The sequence below is a fragment of the Pseudomonas sp. WS 5011 genome (genome assembly GCF_012985775.1).
Taxonomy (GTDB): Bacteria; Pseudomonadota; Gammaproteobacteria; order Pseudomonadales; family Pseudomonadaceae; genus Aquipseudomonas; species Aquipseudomonas peli.
Map to the genome: position 1 here is coordinate 1 of NZ_JAAQXA010000010.1, position 15,365 is coordinate 15,365.

Annotated in this window: 16 protein-coding genes; 11 read left to right on the forward strand and 5 right to left on the reverse strand. The window is 59.6% G+C overall.

What is annotated here, in order from left to right:
* Positions 1-154 precede the first annotated feature (154 nt).
* The gene (locus tag HBN63_RS12280; protein ID WP_160085092.1) at positions 155-1,486 is read right to left on the reverse strand and encodes an MFS transporter; all 1,332 of its coding nucleotides are present in this window, start codon (positions 1,484-1,486) and stop codon (positions 155-157) included.
* A 309-nt stretch (positions 1,487-1,795) separates the two neighbouring features.
* Here HBN63_RS12280 and HBN63_RS12285 point away from each other — a divergent pair, with 309 nt between their 5' ends.
* Positions 1,796-4,000, forward strand: a complete 2,205-nt coding sequence (locus HBN63_RS12285; protein ID WP_090248305.1) for a hypothetical protein — start codon at positions 1,796-1,798, stop codon at positions 3,998-4,000.
* Between the two features lie 52 nt (positions 4,001-4,052).
* On the opposite strand, the gene HBN63_RS12290 is transcribed toward HBN63_RS12285, so the two are convergent.
* The 4 genes from HBN63_RS12290 to HBN63_RS12305 form a co-directional block, all read right to left on the reverse strand.
* Positions 4,053-4,841 (reverse strand): TIM barrel protein, encoded by a 789-nt coding sequence (locus tag HBN63_RS12290; protein WP_170049610.1) that lies wholly within the window; start codon positions 4,839-4,841, stop codon positions 4,053-4,055.
* Positions 4,838-5,743 (reverse strand): NAD(P)-dependent oxidoreductase, encoded by a 906-nt coding sequence (locus tag HBN63_RS12295; protein WP_170049611.1) that lies wholly within the window; start codon positions 5,741-5,743, stop codon positions 4,838-4,840. The genes HBN63_RS12290 and HBN63_RS12295 overlap by 4 nt, the downstream gene beginning before the upstream one ends.
* An 85-nt stretch (positions 5,744-5,828) precedes the next feature.
* Positions 5,829-6,197 (reverse strand): DUF5064 family protein, encoded by a 369-nt coding sequence (locus HBN63_RS12300; RefSeq protein ID WP_170049612.1) that lies wholly within the window; start codon positions 6,195-6,197, stop codon positions 5,829-5,831.
* 75 nt (positions 6,198-6,272) lie between these two features.
* Positions 6,273-6,590 (reverse strand): DUF2288 domain-containing protein, encoded by a 318-nt coding sequence (locus HBN63_RS12305; protein ID WP_160085096.1) that lies wholly within the window; start codon positions 6,588-6,590, stop codon positions 6,273-6,275.
* Between the two features lie 309 nt (positions 6,591-6,899).
* On the opposite strand from HBN63_RS12305, the gene HBN63_RS12310 reads away from it, so the two are divergent.
* The 10 genes from HBN63_RS12310 to HBN63_RS12355 all read left to right on the forward strand — a co-directional run bounded on the left by HBN63_RS12310 (position 6,900) and on the right by HBN63_RS12355 (position 15,333).
* Positions 6,900-8,021, forward strand: coding sequence for a branched-chain amino acid ABC transporter substrate-binding protein (locus tag HBN63_RS12310; protein ID WP_090248313.1), 1,122 nt, complete (start codon positions 6,900-6,902; stop codon positions 8,019-8,021).
* A gap of 117 nt (positions 8,022-8,138) precedes the next feature.
* Positions 8,139-9,062, forward strand: coding sequence for a high-affinity branched-chain amino acid ABC transporter permease LivH (livH, locus tag HBN63_RS12315; RefSeq protein WP_090248315.1), 924 nt, complete (start codon positions 8,139-8,141; stop codon positions 9,060-9,062).
* Positions 9,063-9,070: 8 nt separating this feature from the next.
* Positions 9,071-10,327, forward strand: a complete 1,257-nt coding sequence (locus HBN63_RS12320) for a high-affinity branched-chain amino acid ABC transporter permease LivM (RefSeq protein ID WP_090251117.1) — start codon at positions 9,071-9,073, stop codon at positions 10,325-10,327.
* Entirely contained in the window at positions 10,324-11,091 is a 768-nt protein-coding gene (gene livG / locus HBN63_RS12325; protein ID WP_160015649.1) for a high-affinity branched-chain amino acid ABC transporter ATP-binding protein LivG, read from the forward strand. Before HBN63_RS12320 ends, livG begins: the two co-directional genes overlap by 4 nt.
* Entirely contained in the window at positions 11,091-11,792 is a 702-nt protein-coding gene (locus tag HBN63_RS12330; protein ID WP_090248318.1) for an ABC transporter ATP-binding protein, read from the forward strand. Before livG ends, HBN63_RS12330 begins: the two co-directional genes overlap by 1 nt.
* A 188-nt stretch (positions 11,793-11,980) precedes the next feature.
* Entirely contained in the window at positions 11,981-12,691 is a 711-nt protein-coding gene (locus HBN63_RS12335) for an rRNA pseudouridine synthase (protein ID WP_170049613.1), read from the forward strand.
* 47 nt (positions 12,692-12,738) lie between these two features.
* Positions 12,739-13,200 (forward strand): DUF1456 family protein, encoded by a 462-nt coding sequence (locus tag HBN63_RS12340; protein WP_090248320.1) that lies wholly within the window; start codon positions 12,739-12,741, stop codon positions 13,198-13,200.
* A 120-nt stretch (positions 13,201-13,320) separates the two neighbouring features.
* Positions 13,321-14,091 (forward strand): SDR family oxidoreductase, encoded by a 771-nt coding sequence (locus HBN63_RS12345; protein ID WP_170049614.1) that lies wholly within the window; start codon positions 13,321-13,323, stop codon positions 14,089-14,091.
* Between the two features lie 39 nt (positions 14,092-14,130).
* Positions 14,131-14,826: a tRNA (N6-threonylcarbamoyladenosine(37)-N6)-methyltransferase TrmO gene (tsaA, locus tag HBN63_RS12350; RefSeq protein WP_170049615.1), complete on the forward strand. Its 696-nt coding sequence runs from the start codon at positions 14,131-14,133 to the stop codon at positions 14,824-14,826.
* Between the two features lie 93 nt (positions 14,827-14,919).
* The gene (locus HBN63_RS12355) at positions 14,920-15,333 is read left to right on the forward strand and encodes a VOC family protein (RefSeq protein WP_170049616.1); all 414 of its coding nucleotides are present in this window, start codon (positions 14,920-14,922) and stop codon (positions 15,331-15,333) included.
* Positions 15,334-15,365 lie beyond the last annotated feature (32 nt).

Here is a 15,365-nt window from a genome sequence, read left to right on the forward strand (position 1 = left end):
TGAAGGGCGGTAAGGACAAGAAAACACCGGCTATGCGCCTTGGATTAGCCAAAGGCCCAGTGAAATACGAGGATATCCTGTACTTCACCGGGCCTTAGGTTTTCAACAGATTAAGCGAACGGCTCGCGCAGATGCGGGCCTTTTGTTTTTTGGGTCAGGCAGGTACCGCCTCAGTCATACCCTGCTGCATCTTAGCCGCATCGGCGACGAAGCAGCGCGAGGCTTGCAACAGCGCCACCATGGTCAGCATCAAGGCTACGGGAATCAGATACATGGCGTTATGCAGGCCAACCGCCTTGAAGGTTTCGTTCATTTCACTGGCCCCAGCGGCGAGCATTGCTGCATGGGAGTAGTGATCCGACAGCATACCCACAGCCAATGGGCCAAGGCCGCCACCAAGCAGATACAGCCCGGCGAAGAACAGCGCCATGGCAGTGGCACGCAGACGGGGCTCGATCACATCCTGAATCGCAGTGTAAACACAGGTGTAGAAGTTGTAGGCAAACAGCCAGCCAATGCTGAACAGCGCCACGAACACAGCGATTTCAATTTGCCCGGCCAGCAGGGCGTAGCCCGTGGCGACAGAGGCAATCAACATGCTCAGTGCGGCAAACAGCAGCCGGCCGGTCTGCCAGCGCTGGTGGATCTTGTCTGCCAGCCAGCCGCCCAGAGTCAGGCCGACCAAGCCGGTTAACCCAACGATTACCCCAGTGGCCATCGCGGCCTGCTCCAGCGGCATCAGGAAGTAGCGTTGCAGCATCGGCACCATGAACGAGTTGCAGGCATAGGTGGCGAAGTTGAAGGCCAGGCCGGCCATCACCAGCCACCAGAAGGTGCGGATTGCCATGACCTTGCGCAGGGGTTTTTCCACCGGCGTGGTGCGCGACTGCACCAGCTCGGCCGCGCCGCGTTTGGGTTCCTTGATGAAGAACATAAACAGCGCGAGGATCAGTCCCGGCACGGCGGCAATAAAGAAGGGGGCACGCCAGCTGTCGAACGCCTTGACCATCGCACCAATGGTGAAAAACGCCAGCAGCAGGCCAATCGGCAGGCCGAGCATAAAGATGCCCATGGCCCGCGCACGTTTGTGCGCTGGGAAAAGATCGCCGATCAGCGAGTTGGCCGCCGGTGCATAGCTGGCCTCGCCAATGCCGACGCCCATGCGAATCAGCAGGAAGCTCCAGAAGTTCCAGGCCAGACCGTTGACCGCCGTCAGGCCACTCCAGACCGCCAGGCCCCAACCCATGATCTTGCGCCGCGCACCGGTATCGGCCATGCGCCCAAGCGGGATGCCGGCAATCGCATAGACGATGGTAAAAGCGGTACCGATCAAGCCCAGCTGCAAGTCACTGAGATTCCACTCCATACGGATGGGCTCAATGATGATCGCAGGAATGGTGCGGTCGAAGAAGTTGAACAGGTTGGCGAGAAAAAGCAGGAACAGAATGCGCCAGGCATTCGTCGCTTGAAGGGACTGCTGCTGCATGGAATCCATCTCTATTGTTGTTATCGAAGCAAGTCGGTGACGCTTGGCCAACCGCTGTATCCAGCACGTGAAGGCGCAATCTAGAGCCTTGCGACTATGCTGTCTGTGACTATTTGTGGTGTGTATGCCGGGTAATGGGCGCCCGAGCAAGCACCCAGGTCACAAAGTGCATCGGAAAAACTCCGAATATGCCTAAGTAAAACCATGTGAAACCGCGAGATTTTCCATTTTTCATGCTACAAACAAGCCTGTTGAGCGAAATGTGGCCATTTGCCGCTCCACCCTCGTTAGCCGCCGGACTGTCTCCAAATGAAAACAAAAAAAGACGCTGTGACCCCACCTGCGACCGAAGCCACACTGGCGGGCTTGGCTGATACGCTGCTGGCCCCGCTTGAACCGTTGCCGCCCCCCGCACCGCTGGTACCGGTGCGCATCGACAGCAGCGGTGAGCAATACATGTATTTCACCGAGCGCGACATTGATCGCATCCTCGACAACCTCGACGGTTTGCGCAGCCTGGTCTTTCCCCCAGCGCCACATGACGAAGAGAACGACCGACGTGTACAGCATTTCCCATCGGTGTGCCTGATTGGCCTTGGCCGCTGCGGCTCGAACATCGCCCTAGATGTCGCCTCACTGGTCTACAACGCTCGGCAGTTCTACCTGAGCGAATTCAAAAGCGAAGAAAAAACCGTTGCCGAACAGGACTTCCGCCCGACCCGCTGGATTCGCAGCAACCTGCTGCGGGCACCGAGCAAGGACAGCAAGCCAGTATTTCTGATCGAGCCACTGGTCATGCTCGGCGATCTGGACAAGGACATCGAGGGGCGCATCCGCTTCTCGCGCAAGGGCGAAACCAGCGGTTTCCTCAGCGACTACAGCAAGATGAAGATCATGGACCTCTCTGAGGTGCATGCCGGCGGCGCCGGTAACGCGCCGATCCTCGGGCAGTACCTGGCCAAGATCATCCTCAACAAAGACACCCAGCGCTTTACCAATGAAGACTGGAAGTTTATTCACAGCTACCTGATCGACTCTTGCGGCATCAAGGCCAACCAGTCGCGCCTGTACTTCTACATTTTCAGCGCCGGCGGCGGCACCGGCTCGGGCATGGCCTCAGAGTTCGGCCTGGCCCAGCAATTCGCCTACATGAGCAAGACCTTCGACACCAAGAGCTTCGACGAAACCCCGGAAAACCGCGACCACAGCTTTGTCTTCGAGCCGATCTTCACCAGCGGCATCTGCATCCTGCCGAACATCTCCGACCAACGCAGCGAGATGTCCGAAGCCTTGCACATCAACGCCGGTCGCCTGCTGTGTAAGTACCTCGCCGAGGAGTGGGATTTCTCCTACAACTTCGACAATGAAGAGAACAGCGAAGAAAGCGTGATGCGTCGCATCCGCCCCTGGAACGCGATGATGCTGATCTCCAACGACATCATGCGCTACGCCGAGGAAAGCGATGACGGCAATATCCAGAATATCGACGTCAACGCCATGGAGCGTCACGCCAACCAGTACATCTCGCAGCAAATCTTCAACATCCTCACCGCCCAGGCGGTGACCACCGACTACGACCAGAACTACTTCCGCCGCGCGGGCATCGACATAGGCGAAACCATTCGCCTGGACGCCAACGACCTGTTTATGAGCTTGGCCGGCCCAGTGGCGGTGGCGTATGCCGAATCAGTGGTGCCTGAACAAAGCACCGCCGCGCTGGACAAATTCCGCGTACTGGACAAAGAACCGTCACGCCTGAATATCGACGACCTGTTCTTCCGTTCCATCGACCTGCCGCACTTCAACAAGGTCACCCAGGCCATTGAGGGCATCAGCCTGCTGCCGATCGAGTCCAAGCGGTATCGCGAAGCGCTGGATGAGTACAAGAAGTCCGATTACAACGCCGCCAAACTCAGTGACCTGCACTTCTTCAAGAACTGCTCCTCGGTGGTGTCGATCGTTTCACTGCCGAAAGACTATAAGCTGTCCTACATGGACCTGAACCGGCTGAAGACCCACCTCAATAGCTTGTTCCCTAACACCACATTGAAGCGCTATGCATTGGTCATCGGCGCGTCGGCCAACCTGTCGTTGACCACCTTGATCGCCAAGAGCCCGTGCCTGTCGGACGATTTCCTGACGCTGATCGTGGCCTTTATCAAGCGCTGCTTCGCCCGCGACCCGCATCGTTTCGATGAAAGCCTGGACAACGCCATTCTCGATTTCATCATGAGCGAGGAGTTCGACGAAGTGCGGGTCGATGCCATGCTTAACGAGTACGAGAACCCTGCGAAAATCCTCGATACCAACTGGTACGCGATCAAGCCGATGTATGAGAAGAAGTACCGCGAGTTGATCCACGATCAGGATAAATTCGTTTCGATCAACGATATCCGCCTGTCCCGTGAAAGCGTGAAAAAGGCGATCAAGTACCTGCGCGAGATCTACCGTCACCGCATCGGCAAGACTCGGGTTATCTCGCTCAATAAGTACCAAGAAGATCCGCAAGAGTAAGGCCGAAGCGCCTGTTTTTCGCTGCAGTCGCTGCGAAAAACAGGCGCCTCATTCAGACGAGCATTGCTCGCCACTCACTCAACCAGTTCAGGCTGGCCTGGGTGCTGGCCTCTCCCGGTCGGTACTCCGCTGCCAGCCAGCCCTGATACCCACCGTCACGCAAAGCCTTGAGCAACGGCGCGAACTGCAACTCGCCGCTGCCCGGCGCACCGCGTCCGGGGTAATCGGCAAACTGCACATGGCCGATACGCCCTGCCAACAGCGCGATACCAGCCTGTATATCCAGGCCCTGCCGCGCCATATGGTAGAGGTCGTACTGCGCCGCCAGATTGGGATGACCCACAGCCCTGAGCAACTCATCCAGTTGTGCCGGGGTATTGATCAGAAAGCCGGGCATATCCAGCGGATTGATCGCTTCTACCACCACGCCGATCCCCAATAGCTGAAAAGCTTCGGCGGTCTTGCTCAGGTTAGCGATCAAACAGGCCAACGCCTGCTCAGGCTCAACGCCCTCAGCCAGGCGACCCGGCAACACATTGACCAACGCCGGACGCACCATCGCGGCATAACTCAATGCCTGCTGCAACGCGGCATCAAACTCGGTCTGTCGCGAAGGCACAGCGGCCAAGCCGGGGCCGCCGCTCATCAGGTCACCGGCGGGCAGGTTGATCAGCCGCAGCGGCATGCCCGCAGCCTCCAGCGCCTCTTTCAGGCAAATAGCCGGTAACTCATAGGGAAACTGGAATTCCACGCCATCAAAGCCTGCTGCAGAGGCAGCCACCACTCGTTCGATAAGCGGCAGCTCAGTAAACAGCAGCGACAGGTTGGCCGCGATCTTCATGACTGTGGCTCTTGAGGCTGCTGCGCACGATACAGCTGCACCAGCGTCGCCGGGTCACGCTCCAGATTGCCCTGGCTGCCGTGTTGGCGCATAAGCTGCGCGGCCAGACCGCTGAGCGGTGTAGCAGAGCCGACCTGCTGCGACAGTTTGACCGACGTGTCGAGATCCTTGAGCAAAGTGCGCACATGCCATTTAACCGGCTCGAACTGACTCTCGGCCATCTGCGGCGCGAGAATCTGCAGCGGTTTGGAATCGGCAAAACCGCCGGCCAGCGCCGGTGCAATCAAGCTGGCATCAACCCCTGCCTGCTCGGCCAGGGCCACCACTTCGGCGATCACCAACGCGTTACAGGCGACGATCATCTGGTTGCACACTTTGGTTACCTGGCCCGCACCGACATCACCCATGCGTGTCAGGCGCTGTCCCAGATTCGCGAGAATCGGCCTAACGCGTTCAATGTCCTCAACCCGCCCTCCGGCCATGATTGCCAGCGTGCCATTGGCCGCACCCGGCGTGCCGCCGGACACGGGCGCATCGACCCAGTGCATGCCGCAACGGGCGTGCAACTCAGCTGCCATCTCACGGGTGGCGGCCGGTTCCAGACTAGAGAAGTCCACCAACACCTGTCCGGGCTTGGCCATTTCCGCGATGCCGCCAGGGCCAAACACCACCTCGCGCACCACCTCGGTATTGGCCAGGCAAAGCATGACGATATCGGCCCGAGCACAGAGCAGCGCCGGGCTGGCAATCACCTGCGCGCCCAACGCTTGCAGTGGCGCGCACTTATCAGAGGAACGGTTCCACACGCTCAGCGGATAACCAGCGGCCAACAAGCGCTGGGTCATAGGCAGACCCATCAGGCCAATACCAGCAAATGCCAAAGCAGGAAGGGAGGTGGACATAGGCAGACTCCGACTCATTGATGGTCGCCATCTTAACCTAGTGGCTGCGGAACCTGTCCCGCCAGTCAACGCCCGAGCAACAGGCCTACAGGCCGTCTTTTTCCAGATGATCGAGGTTGACCGGCTCGCCGCTCTGCGCGCCGAGCTTGGCGCGGATGTCTTCGAACATCAGGTCGTACTCGGCGTGGCTGCGCATGATCAGGCTGCTGTTGGTCGGCAAACCATGCTTGTGCGCCAGGCGCGTGGCCACGCTGGCGAAGTTGAAGGCGGTATCGCGGTGCAGTTCGAAGATTTCCTCAAACGCTTTACCCTCCACCTGACCATGCATGCGCATGTGCAACATCGGGCCTTCGGTCGGGTCCTGGCGTACTTCGTAATGCAAGTCGACACTAAACAGCGGCGCCTCAGTCGTGGCCAAGGTATTGGCGCGATGCAAATGTCCGGGTTCAAACATGCTGGCAGCTCCTGCAATCAGTCCATGGTGCTGCCAGCATAGTTGCTCTGGATAAAGCGTGATACGCGCGCCAGATCAGTGCAGCGGCGCGCGCTCAATGCGTTCCTGCGCCAGCACCCAGGGCGCCACTACCACCGCCCACAGCTCTGGATCGCGGGTTAGCAGGTCTTCGGCGCGGCTGTCGTCAGCCTTACTCAAGATACCTGCGGCCAGCCAGGCGGCGACTTTTTCCTGATCGTTCTGCGCCACAGCCTGCGCCACTTCGATCAGATCCTGAGTGCCGTCGACCAGCAGCAAGGCGCCACGGGCGAAGAAAGGTTGCAGCTCCTGCCAGGTAATAGCTGCAGTTTCACCAAGCAGCTTGGCATAGAGGGTGCTAGGTTGTTCTGTCATGGATTGCCCTGTCATTGGTGACCGCTTTTTTAATCGGCCGCCATGATAGCGTCGACCAGCCCGCTGGCAAATTCGCAACGCTGTTCGCGACGTTGCCAACGGTGATCAAGACACGCCGTTTTTCTATACGTTTATTGCGTTAAAGCGACACCTCAGGGTTTTGCCCCCAGCAAGCCGCTTTTCAAGCCGCAAAGCCGCGCTCTACACTGCACCGGTACAGTTGCCGGGGGGATGACCGGGGGAACAACCCGGTTCTGCAGCTTTGGCCGCCAGAACTACAACAATCAAAACCAATAAGAGTGGAGCACTATGAACAAGGCTACTAAGCAGATTTCCAAACTGTTTGCCGCCATGGCCATGGCTGGCGTTGCCAGCTACTCGGTAGCGGCTGACACCATCAAGATTGGCCTGGCAGGCCCAGTCACCGGCGCCGTCGCGCAATACGGTGAAATGCAGTTCATCGGTGCCAAAATGGCTATCGAGCAGATCAACAAGGCCGGCGGGGTGAACGGCGCAATGCTCGAAGGCGTGGTCTATGACGACGCCTGCGATCCAAAGCAAGCCGTTGCCGTTGCTAACAAAATCGTCAACGACGAAGTTAAATTCGTAGTTGGCCACCTGTGCTCCAGCTCCACCCAGCCAGCGTCCGACATCTACGAAGACGAAGGCATCCTGATGGTCACCGCGGCTTCCACCAGCCCGGACATCACCGCTCGCGGTTACGAGCTGGTGTTCCGCACCATCGGTCTGGACAGCCTGCAAGGCCCAACCGCTGGCAACTTCATCGCTGACCACGTCAAGCCGAAAGCGGTTGCCGTGATCCACGACAAGCAGCAGTACGGTGAAGGCATTGCTACCGCGGTCAAGCAGACCTTGGAAAGCAAAGGCACCAAAGTCGTTATGTTCGAAGGCATCAACGCCGGCGACAAGGACTTCTCCGCAATGATCGCCAAGCTCAAGCAAGCCGGTGTGGACTTCATCTACTACGGTGGCTACCACCCAGAGCTGGGCCTGCTGCTGCGTCAGTCGGCTGAGAAAGGTCTGAGCGCCAAGTTCATGGGCCCAGAAGGCGTTGGCAACAAGGAAATCTCGGCCATCGCTGGCCCAGCTTCCGAAGGCCTGCTGGTTACTCTGCCGAAGTCGTTCGACCAGGACCCACGCAACAAGGCGCTGGTTGATGCGTTCAAAGCCAAAAACGAAGACTCCAGCGGTCCGTTCGTGTTCCCGGCTTACGCCGCGGTACAAGTGATCGCCGAAGGCATCACCAAGGCTGGCGACACCGACACCGCTAAAGTGGCCGCAGCCCTGCGCGCCAACAGCTTCGACACCCCAACTGGCACCCTGGCCTTCGACGAGAAGGGCGATCTGAAAGACTTCAGCTTCGTCGTCTACGAATGGCACCAGGACGGCACCAAGTCCGAAGCCAAGTAAGCTCTTAGCCTGAACCCAAAACCCACTGCTTCGGCAGTGGGTTTTGTTTATTAGAAGAATTCCGGTTGCATGCTGCGCCAAAAGCGCTGCCTTGCGTGACAACCCAGGAGTTAGGCAATGCCTGATCTTTATCACTACCTGCAACAGCTGGTTAACGGTCTGACCGTTGGCAGCACCTATGCCTTGATCGCCATCGGCTACACCATGGTTTACGGCATTATCGGCATGATCAACTTCGCCCACGGCGAGGTTTACATGATTGGCTCGTACGTAGCCTTCATTGTGGTCGCCGGCCTGGCCATGTATGGCCTGGACAGTTTACCCATCGTGATGATTGCGGCCTTTGCCGCCAGCATCATTGTCGCCAGCGCCTATGGCTACAGCATCGAACGGGTCGCCTACCGCCCTCTGCGCGGCGGCAACCGTCTGATTCCGCTGATCTCCGCCATCGGCATGTCGATCTTCCTGCAGAACCAGGTGCTCCTGGCGCAGGACTCCAAGGACAAATCGATCCCCAACCTGCTACCAGGCAACTTCGTCTTCGGCGAAAGCGCCATGAATGGCGTGGTGATTTCCTATATGCAGGTACTGATTTTCGTCGTCACCTTCTTTGTCATGGTCGGCCTGACGCTGTTTATCTCCCGTTCGCGCCTGGGTCGCGCCTGCCGCGCCTGCGCTGAAGACATCAAGATGGCCAACCTGCTGGGCATCAACACCAACAACATCATTGCCCTGACCTTCGTCATCGGCGCCGCACTGGCTGCCATCGCTGCCGTGCTGCTGGGCATGCAATACGGTGTCATCAACCCACACCTGGGTTTCCTCGCCGGGATCAAGGCCTTCACCGCAGCGGTACTCGGCGGTATCGGCAGCATTCCCGGAGCGGTACTCGGTGGCCTGCTGCTGGGTGTGGCCGAAGCTTTTGGTGCCGATATCTTCGGCGACCAGTACAAGGACGTGGTGGCCTTCAGCCTGCTGGTACTGGTGCTGCTGTTCCGCCCAACCGGTATTCTCGGCCGTCCGGAGGTTGAAAAAGTATGAAGACCTCCATTACCCAAAACCTCAGAACCGCGATCTTCAGCGCCTTGCTGGTGCTGGCCGTGGCCTACCCGGTTATCGGTCTGAAGCTCTCCACTGTCGGCATCAAGCTCGAAGTGCAAGGCGCCAGCCCAGCCGTGCTGTGGACCATCTTCGGCTGCTCGATTGCCATGTTCTTCTGGCAACTGTTCCGCAACCACCTGAGCGCCGCCTGGAGCAATGCACCCAAGCTGCCCAGCATGCCGGGCAAAGCCAGCGAGTTCCTCACCCTGCCTTCGACCCAGCGCTGGATCGTCCTCGGCCTGATCGTCGTCGCGCTGGCCTGGCCGTTCTTCGGCTCGCGCGGTGCGGTGGATATCGCCACGCTGATCCTGATCTACGTGATGCTCGGCCTCGGCCTGAACATCGTGGTCGGTCTGGCCGGCCTGCTCGACCTCGGCTACGTGGCCTTCTACGCCGTGGGCGCTTACAGCTACGCGCTGCTGTCGTTCTACTTCGGCCTGAGCTTCTGGATCTGCCTGCCGATTGCCGGCCTGATGGCGGCGTTCTTCGGCTTTATCCTGGGTTTCCCGGTGCTGCGCCTGCGCGGCGACTACCTGGCCATCGTGACCCTGGGTTTTGGCGAAATCATCCGCATCCTGCTGAACAACATGACCTGGCTGACCGGTGGCCCGAATGGCATCGGCTCGATCCCCAAGCCAACGCTGTTTGGCCTTTCGTTCGACCGCAAGGCCGCTGAAGGCATGCAGACCTTCCACGAGTACTTCGGGGTGGCTTACAACTCGATCAACAAGGTGATCTTCCTCTACCTGATCGCCCTGCTGCTGGTGCTGTTGACCCTGTTCGTGATCAACCGCCTGCTGCGCATGCCAATCGGCCGCGCGTGGGAAGCGCTGCGTGAAGACGAAATTGCATGCCGCGCCCTGGGCATGAACCCTACCGCGATCAAGCTCTCGGCCTTCACCATCGGTGCGTGCTTCGCAGGTTTCGCCGGTAGCTTCTTCGCCGCGCGCCAGGGCTTGGTCAGCCCACAGTCGTTCACCTTTATCGAATCGGCGATCATTCTCGCTATCGTCGTACTGGGTGGTATGGGCTCGCAGCTGGGCATCATTCTGGCTGCCATCGTGATGATTCTACTGCCGGAGCTGGCACGTGAATTCAACGAATACCGCATGCTGATGTTCGGCGCGCTGATGGTATTGATGATGATTTGGCGTCCGCAGGGCCTGCTGCCCATGCAACGTCCGCACCTGGAGCTGAAGCAATGAGCCGCCCGATCCTGGAAGTAAGCGGCCTGTCCATGCGCTTCGGCGGCCTGCTGGCCGTCAACGGGGTGAACCTGCAGGTCAAGGAAAAACAGGTTGTGTCGATGATCGGCCCAAACGGCGCCGGCAAGACCACCGTATTCAACTGTCTGACCGGCTTCTATCAGCCTACCAGCGGCAGCATCCGCCTCAATGGCGAGCAGATCGAAGGCCTGCCTGGCCACAAGATCGCCCGCAAAGGCGTGGTGCGCACGTTCCAGAACGTGCGTCTGTTCAAGGACATGACCGCGGTGGAAAACCTGCTGGTCGCTCAGCACCGCCACCTCAACACCAACTACTTGGCGGGCCTGCTGAAGACCCCGGCGTTTCGTAAGAGCGAACGTGAAGCCATGGAGTTTGCCGCGCACTGGCTGGATCAGGTCAACCTGACTGAGTTTGCCAACCGTACGGCCGGCACCCTGGCCTACGGTCAGCAACGTCGCCTGGAAATCGCCCGCTGCATGATGACCCGCCCGAGCATCCTGATGCTCGACGAGCCAGCCGCTGGCCTCAACCCGCGCGAGACCGACGACCTCAAGGCGCTGATCCGCGTGCTCAGCGACCAGCACAACGTCACCGTGCTGCTGATTGAGCACGACATGAAGCTGGTCATGAGCATTTCCGACCACATCTACGTGATCAACCAGGGCACGCCCCTGGCGGACGGCACGCCGGAACAGATCCGCGCCAACCCGGACGTGATCAAAGCCTACCTGGGGGAAGCGTGATGCTGTATTTCGAGAACGTTTCCACCTTCTACGGCAAGATTCAGGCGCTGCATGACGTCAACGTCGAAGTCCGTCAGGGTGAGATTGTCACCCTGATCGGCGCCAACGGTGCCGGCAAGTCGACCCTGCTGATGACCCTCTGCGGCTCGCCCCAGGCGAGCAGTGGCAGCATCCGCTACCAGGGTGAAGAGCTGATCGGCCAGGACACTCCAAGCATCATGCGCAAGAGCATTGCCGTGGTGCCGGAAGGTCGCCGGGTGTTCTCCCGCCTGACCGTGGAAGAAAACCTGGTGATGGGCGGCTTCTTCGGCAGCAAGGCCGACAATCAGGAACAGCTGGACAAGGTCCTGCACCTGTTCCCGCGCCTGAAGGAACGCTTTGCCCAGCGCGCCGGCACCATGTCCGGCGGTGAGCAGCAGATGCTCGCCATCGGCCGCGCGCTGATGAGTAAGCCCAAACTGCTGCTGCTCGATGAGCCGTCGCTGGGTCTGGCACCGATCATCATCCAACAGATCTTCGACATCATCGAACAGCTGCGCAAGGACGGTGTGACGGTGTTCCTGGTTGAGCAGAACGCCAACCAGGCGCTCAAGCTGGCCGACCGTGGCTATGTCCTGGAGAACGGCCGGATCGTCATGCAAGGCAGCGGTGAACAACTGCTGAACGATCCAAAGGTACGCGACGCCTATCTGGGCGGTTAAGCGCTACCTCGCTGAAAAAACCGCTCTTCGGAGCGGTTTTTTATTGCCGAAGACAAAGCCAACCCTGCCTGCCTGTCTCTGCCTCAATACTGACAACAGCTTTTATCGCCGCCGTTCGCCCGATGTTCCGTGCACCGGGGGCCTGTCCGGTTACAATGGCGGCCCTTTTTTTGCCGATGACCGCTTTTATGACTGACCCCATTCGCCTGTCCAAACGCCTGATCGAAGTGATTGGCTGTTCGCGCCGCGAGGCCGAACTCTACATCGAAGGCGGCTGGGTCACGGTGGATGGTGTGGTCGTAGAAGAGCCCCAGTTCAAAGTCGCTGAACAGCGCGTGGAACTGCTGCCCAATGCCGTCCTGGCGCCGATCGAGCCGGTCACCTTGCTTCTGAATGTGCCCAATGGGCATAACCCGGAACGCGCAGTGGAAGGCATCAGCTCGGCCAATCACTGGCCGGAAGACAGTTCGGGGATTCGCCCGTTAAAAGACCATTTCGCCCGTCTGATCAACTGTGCACCGCTGCAAGCTGGCGCAGATGGCCTGCATGTACTGACCCAGGATTGGCGCATCGAGCGCAAGCTCAAGGAAGACCTGAGCAAACTGGAGCAGGAATATGTGGTCGAAGTCGTCGGCACCCTGAGTGCAAGTCAGCTCAAACGCCTGGCACACGGCCTGACTTTTAATGGCGTGGCCTTGCCACCCTGCAAGGTCAGCTGGCAGAACGAAACCCGCCTACGCTTCGCTTTGAAGAACCCGCTGCCCGGACAGATCGTGTTCATGTGCAACAGCGTCGACCTCAAAGTGCTGGGTATGAAGCGCATCCGTATCGGCGGTGTGTCGATGGCCAAGGTTCAGCCTGGGCAATGGCGCTACCTGGCCGGCAAAGAACGCTTCTAATCATTTTTTAACGGCTGCCTTGGCCGCCGCCTTTTCAGGACCTTTCCATGCTTAACAACGACGTACTGCGCAGCCTGCGCTACACCCTCGACATCAGCGACGCGCAGATGGTCGACATCATTAAGCTCAGCGGCAAACAGGTTGCTCCCAGCGACCTCGCGGCCATGCTCAAGAAGGAAGACGAAGAAGGCTTTACCCCATGCGACGACGAGCTGATGGCACATTTCCTCGACGGTCTGGTGTTCTTCAAGCGCGGCAAGGATGACAGCCGCCCCGCTCAGCCGCTGGAGCTGCCCGTCACCAACAACATGGTGTTGAAGAAACTGCGCGTGGCCTTCGAGCTGAAAGAAGATGACATGCACACGATCATGAACAGCGTCGACTGCCCGGTTTCCAAGCCAGAGATGAGCGCGCTGTTCCGCAAATTCGGCCACAGCAACTACCGCACCTGCGGCGACCAGTTCCTGCGCAACTTCCTTAAGGGTCTAACCCTGCGCGTTCGCGGCTGAGTCCCAACGCCTCGCTGCCATGCCTGCCCGCATGGCAGCTTATTTCCACGGGCAATGATGACTGCCATGGCGCGGTCAGATGATTAGGGTAGTGGCACTCATCCGTTAAAAGGATTCGCCATGCACCCCTACTTCAGCCTGCAAGGCCGCACCGCCCTGGTTACCGGTGGCACCCGCGGCATCGGCAAAATGATAGCCAAAGCCTTTGTCGAAGCCGGCGCCACGGTCTACGTTTGCGCCCGTGACGGCGAAGCCTGCGCACAAACCGCTGCCGAACTATCAGCCTTTGGCACCTGCCACGGCATGGCCGCCAACCTGGCCAGCGAGGAAGGCGTGCACGTGTTGGCCGAGCAATTGACCGGCACAATCGGCAGCCTGGATATCCTGGTCAATAACGCCGGCACCACCTGGGGCGCGCCGCTAGAAAGCTATCCGGCCAAGGGCTGGGAAAAGGTCATGCAGCTCAATGTGACTTCGGTGTTCAGCTGCATCCAGCAATTGCTGCCGCTGCTGCGCAAGGCCGGTAGCGCGGCTAATCCGGCACGAGTGATCAATATCGGCTCGGTCGCCGGCATCACCTCCCACGGCGAAGACGCCTACGCCTATGGCCCGAGCAAGGCGGCGCTGCATCAGCTGTCGCGCATGTTGGCCCGCGAACTGGTCGGCCAACATATCAACGTCAACGTCATCGCGCCGGGGCGCTTCCCGAGCAAGATGACTCAGCATATCGCCACCGACGAGGCCGCCATGGCCGAAGACACCGCACTGATCCCGATGCAGCGCTGGGGCCGTGAAGAGGAAATGGCCGCTCTGGCGATCAGCCTGGCCAGCACGGCCGGGGCCTACATGACCGGTGCGATCATCCCCATCGACGGCGGTTTTCACCTCTAGTCAGGTACTATGGCGGCGTTTTCACTCGATCACGCCGCCATGCCCTACTCGGTTTCGCCCATCGGTTTTGTCCGCTCCTGCTTCAAGGAGAAGTTCGCCATTCCCCGTCAGCCGCAATTGGCCCCGGCGGCCCGTGGCGTACTGGAGCTGGTCGCGCCCTTCGATAACGGCGATGCAGTGCAGGGATTGGAGCAGGTCAGCCATGTCTGGCTGCTGTTTCTGTTTCACCAGGCGCTGGAAGACAAGCCGCGCCTGAAGGTGCGCCCGCCGCGCCTGGGCGGCAATCAGTCGGTCGGCGTATTCAGCACCCGCGCCACCCACCGGCCCAATGGCATCGGCCAGTCGGTGGTCAAACTGGACAAGGTCGAAGCTGGAAAACTGTGGCTGTCCGGTATCGACCTACTCGACGGCACCCCGGTGCTGGATATCAAACCCTACGTGCCCTATGCCGACAGCGTCGCCGGAGCCTACAACCGCATCGCCAACAGCGCGCCGGCGCTGATCGAAGTCAGCTGGCAGGACAGTGCACTGATCCAGGCAAACCAACATGGGCAGCGCCTGAATGAGCCGCTGGTCGAGTTGATCGAGCAATGCCTGGCCCAGGACCCGCGCCCCGCCTATCAGCAGCCCAGCCCGGAACGCCGCTATGGCGCTTGCTTCTGGGATGTCGATGTGCACTGGCACTACCCGCAGCCTGGCAGCATTTGCGTGCTGGAAGTCGTACCCGCCGGCTGACCCAGCTCGCGCCAGCCCACACTCGCACATAGGCTGATCAGTTATTTTGTCTTATATTTACCAGATAAATGTATACAAAATAGGATACTCACCATGCTCGAACGCCCCGGTCGCCTCAATGGCTTGCGCCATATCGCCCTGCTGGTCCCTGACTTAGAAGCCTGCGAACGCTTCTACGTGGATATTCTCGGCATGCAGGTGCTGCACCGCGCCAATCCAGACCTGGTCTACCTGACCTGCGGCAATGACAACCTGTCCCTGGGTCGCGCTTCTGTGCCCAGCAGCGGCGAGCAGGCGGTGGATCACTACGGCTTTATCGTCGACAGCATCGATGAGCTGCACGCCTGGTACGCCTACTTCAAGGCATACGGCGTGACCCTGCTTGACCGCCCCTTCGCCCATGGTGACGGCGCGCACAGCTTCCACCTGCTCGACCCCGCCGGTAACAAGGTACAGCCGATCTACCATCCGGCCGTCTCCGGGCAGCGCTTCAGCAGCACGCAATAACAGGCAGTACGCCGTCGTCACGGCGTTCTACA

Excerpts from the sequence above, each read along its gene's own strand:
- HBN63_RS12280 (WP_160085092.1), bottom strand. The coding sequence starts at position 1,486 with ATGCAGCAGCAGTCCCTTCAAGCGACGAATGCCTGGCGCATTCTGTTC.
- HBN63_RS12285 (WP_090248305.1), top strand. The coding sequence starts at position 1,796 with ATGAAAACAAAAAAAGACGCTGTGACCCCACCTGCGACCGAAGCCACA.
- HBN63_RS12290 (WP_170049610.1), bottom strand. The coding sequence starts at position 4,841 with ATGAAGATCGCGGCCAACCTGTCGCTGCTGTTTACTGAGCTGCCGCTT.
- HBN63_RS12295 (WP_170049611.1), bottom strand. The coding sequence starts at position 5,743 with ATGTCCACCTCCCTTCCTGCTTTGGCATTTGCTGGTATTGGCCTGATG.
- HBN63_RS12300 (WP_170049612.1), bottom strand. The coding sequence starts at position 6,197 with ATGTTTGAACCCGGACATTTGCATCGCGCCAATACCTTGGCCACGACT.
- HBN63_RS12305 (WP_160085096.1), bottom strand. The coding sequence starts at position 6,590 with ATGACAGAACAACCTAGCACCCTCTATGCCAAGCTGCTTGGTGAAACT.
- HBN63_RS12310 (WP_090248313.1), top strand. The coding sequence starts at position 6,900 with ATGAACAAGGCTACTAAGCAGATTTCCAAACTGTTTGCCGCCATGGCC.
- livH (WP_090248315.1), top strand. The coding sequence starts at position 8,139 with ATGCCTGATCTTTATCACTACCTGCAACAGCTGGTTAACGGTCTGACC.
- livG (WP_160015649.1), top strand. The coding sequence starts at position 10,324 with ATGAGCCGCCCGATCCTGGAAGTAAGCGGCCTGTCCATGCGCTTCGGC.
- HBN63_RS12330 (WP_090248318.1), top strand. The coding sequence starts at position 11,091 with ATGCTGTATTTCGAGAACGTTTCCACCTTCTACGGCAAGATTCAGGCG.
- HBN63_RS12335 (WP_170049613.1), top strand. The coding sequence starts at position 11,981 with ATGACTGACCCCATTCGCCTGTCCAAACGCCTGATCGAAGTGATTGGC.
- HBN63_RS12340 (WP_090248320.1), top strand. The coding sequence starts at position 12,739 with ATGCTTAACAACGACGTACTGCGCAGCCTGCGCTACACCCTCGACATC.
- HBN63_RS12345 (WP_170049614.1), top strand. The coding sequence starts at position 13,321 with ATGCACCCCTACTTCAGCCTGCAAGGCCGCACCGCCCTGGTTACCGGT.
- tsaA (WP_170049615.1), top strand. The coding sequence starts at position 14,131 with ATGCCCTACTCGGTTTCGCCCATCGGTTTTGTCCGCTCCTGCTTCAAG.
- HBN63_RS12355 (WP_170049616.1), top strand. The coding sequence starts at position 14,920 with ATGCTCGAACGCCCCGGTCGCCTCAATGGCTTGCGCCATATCGCCCTG.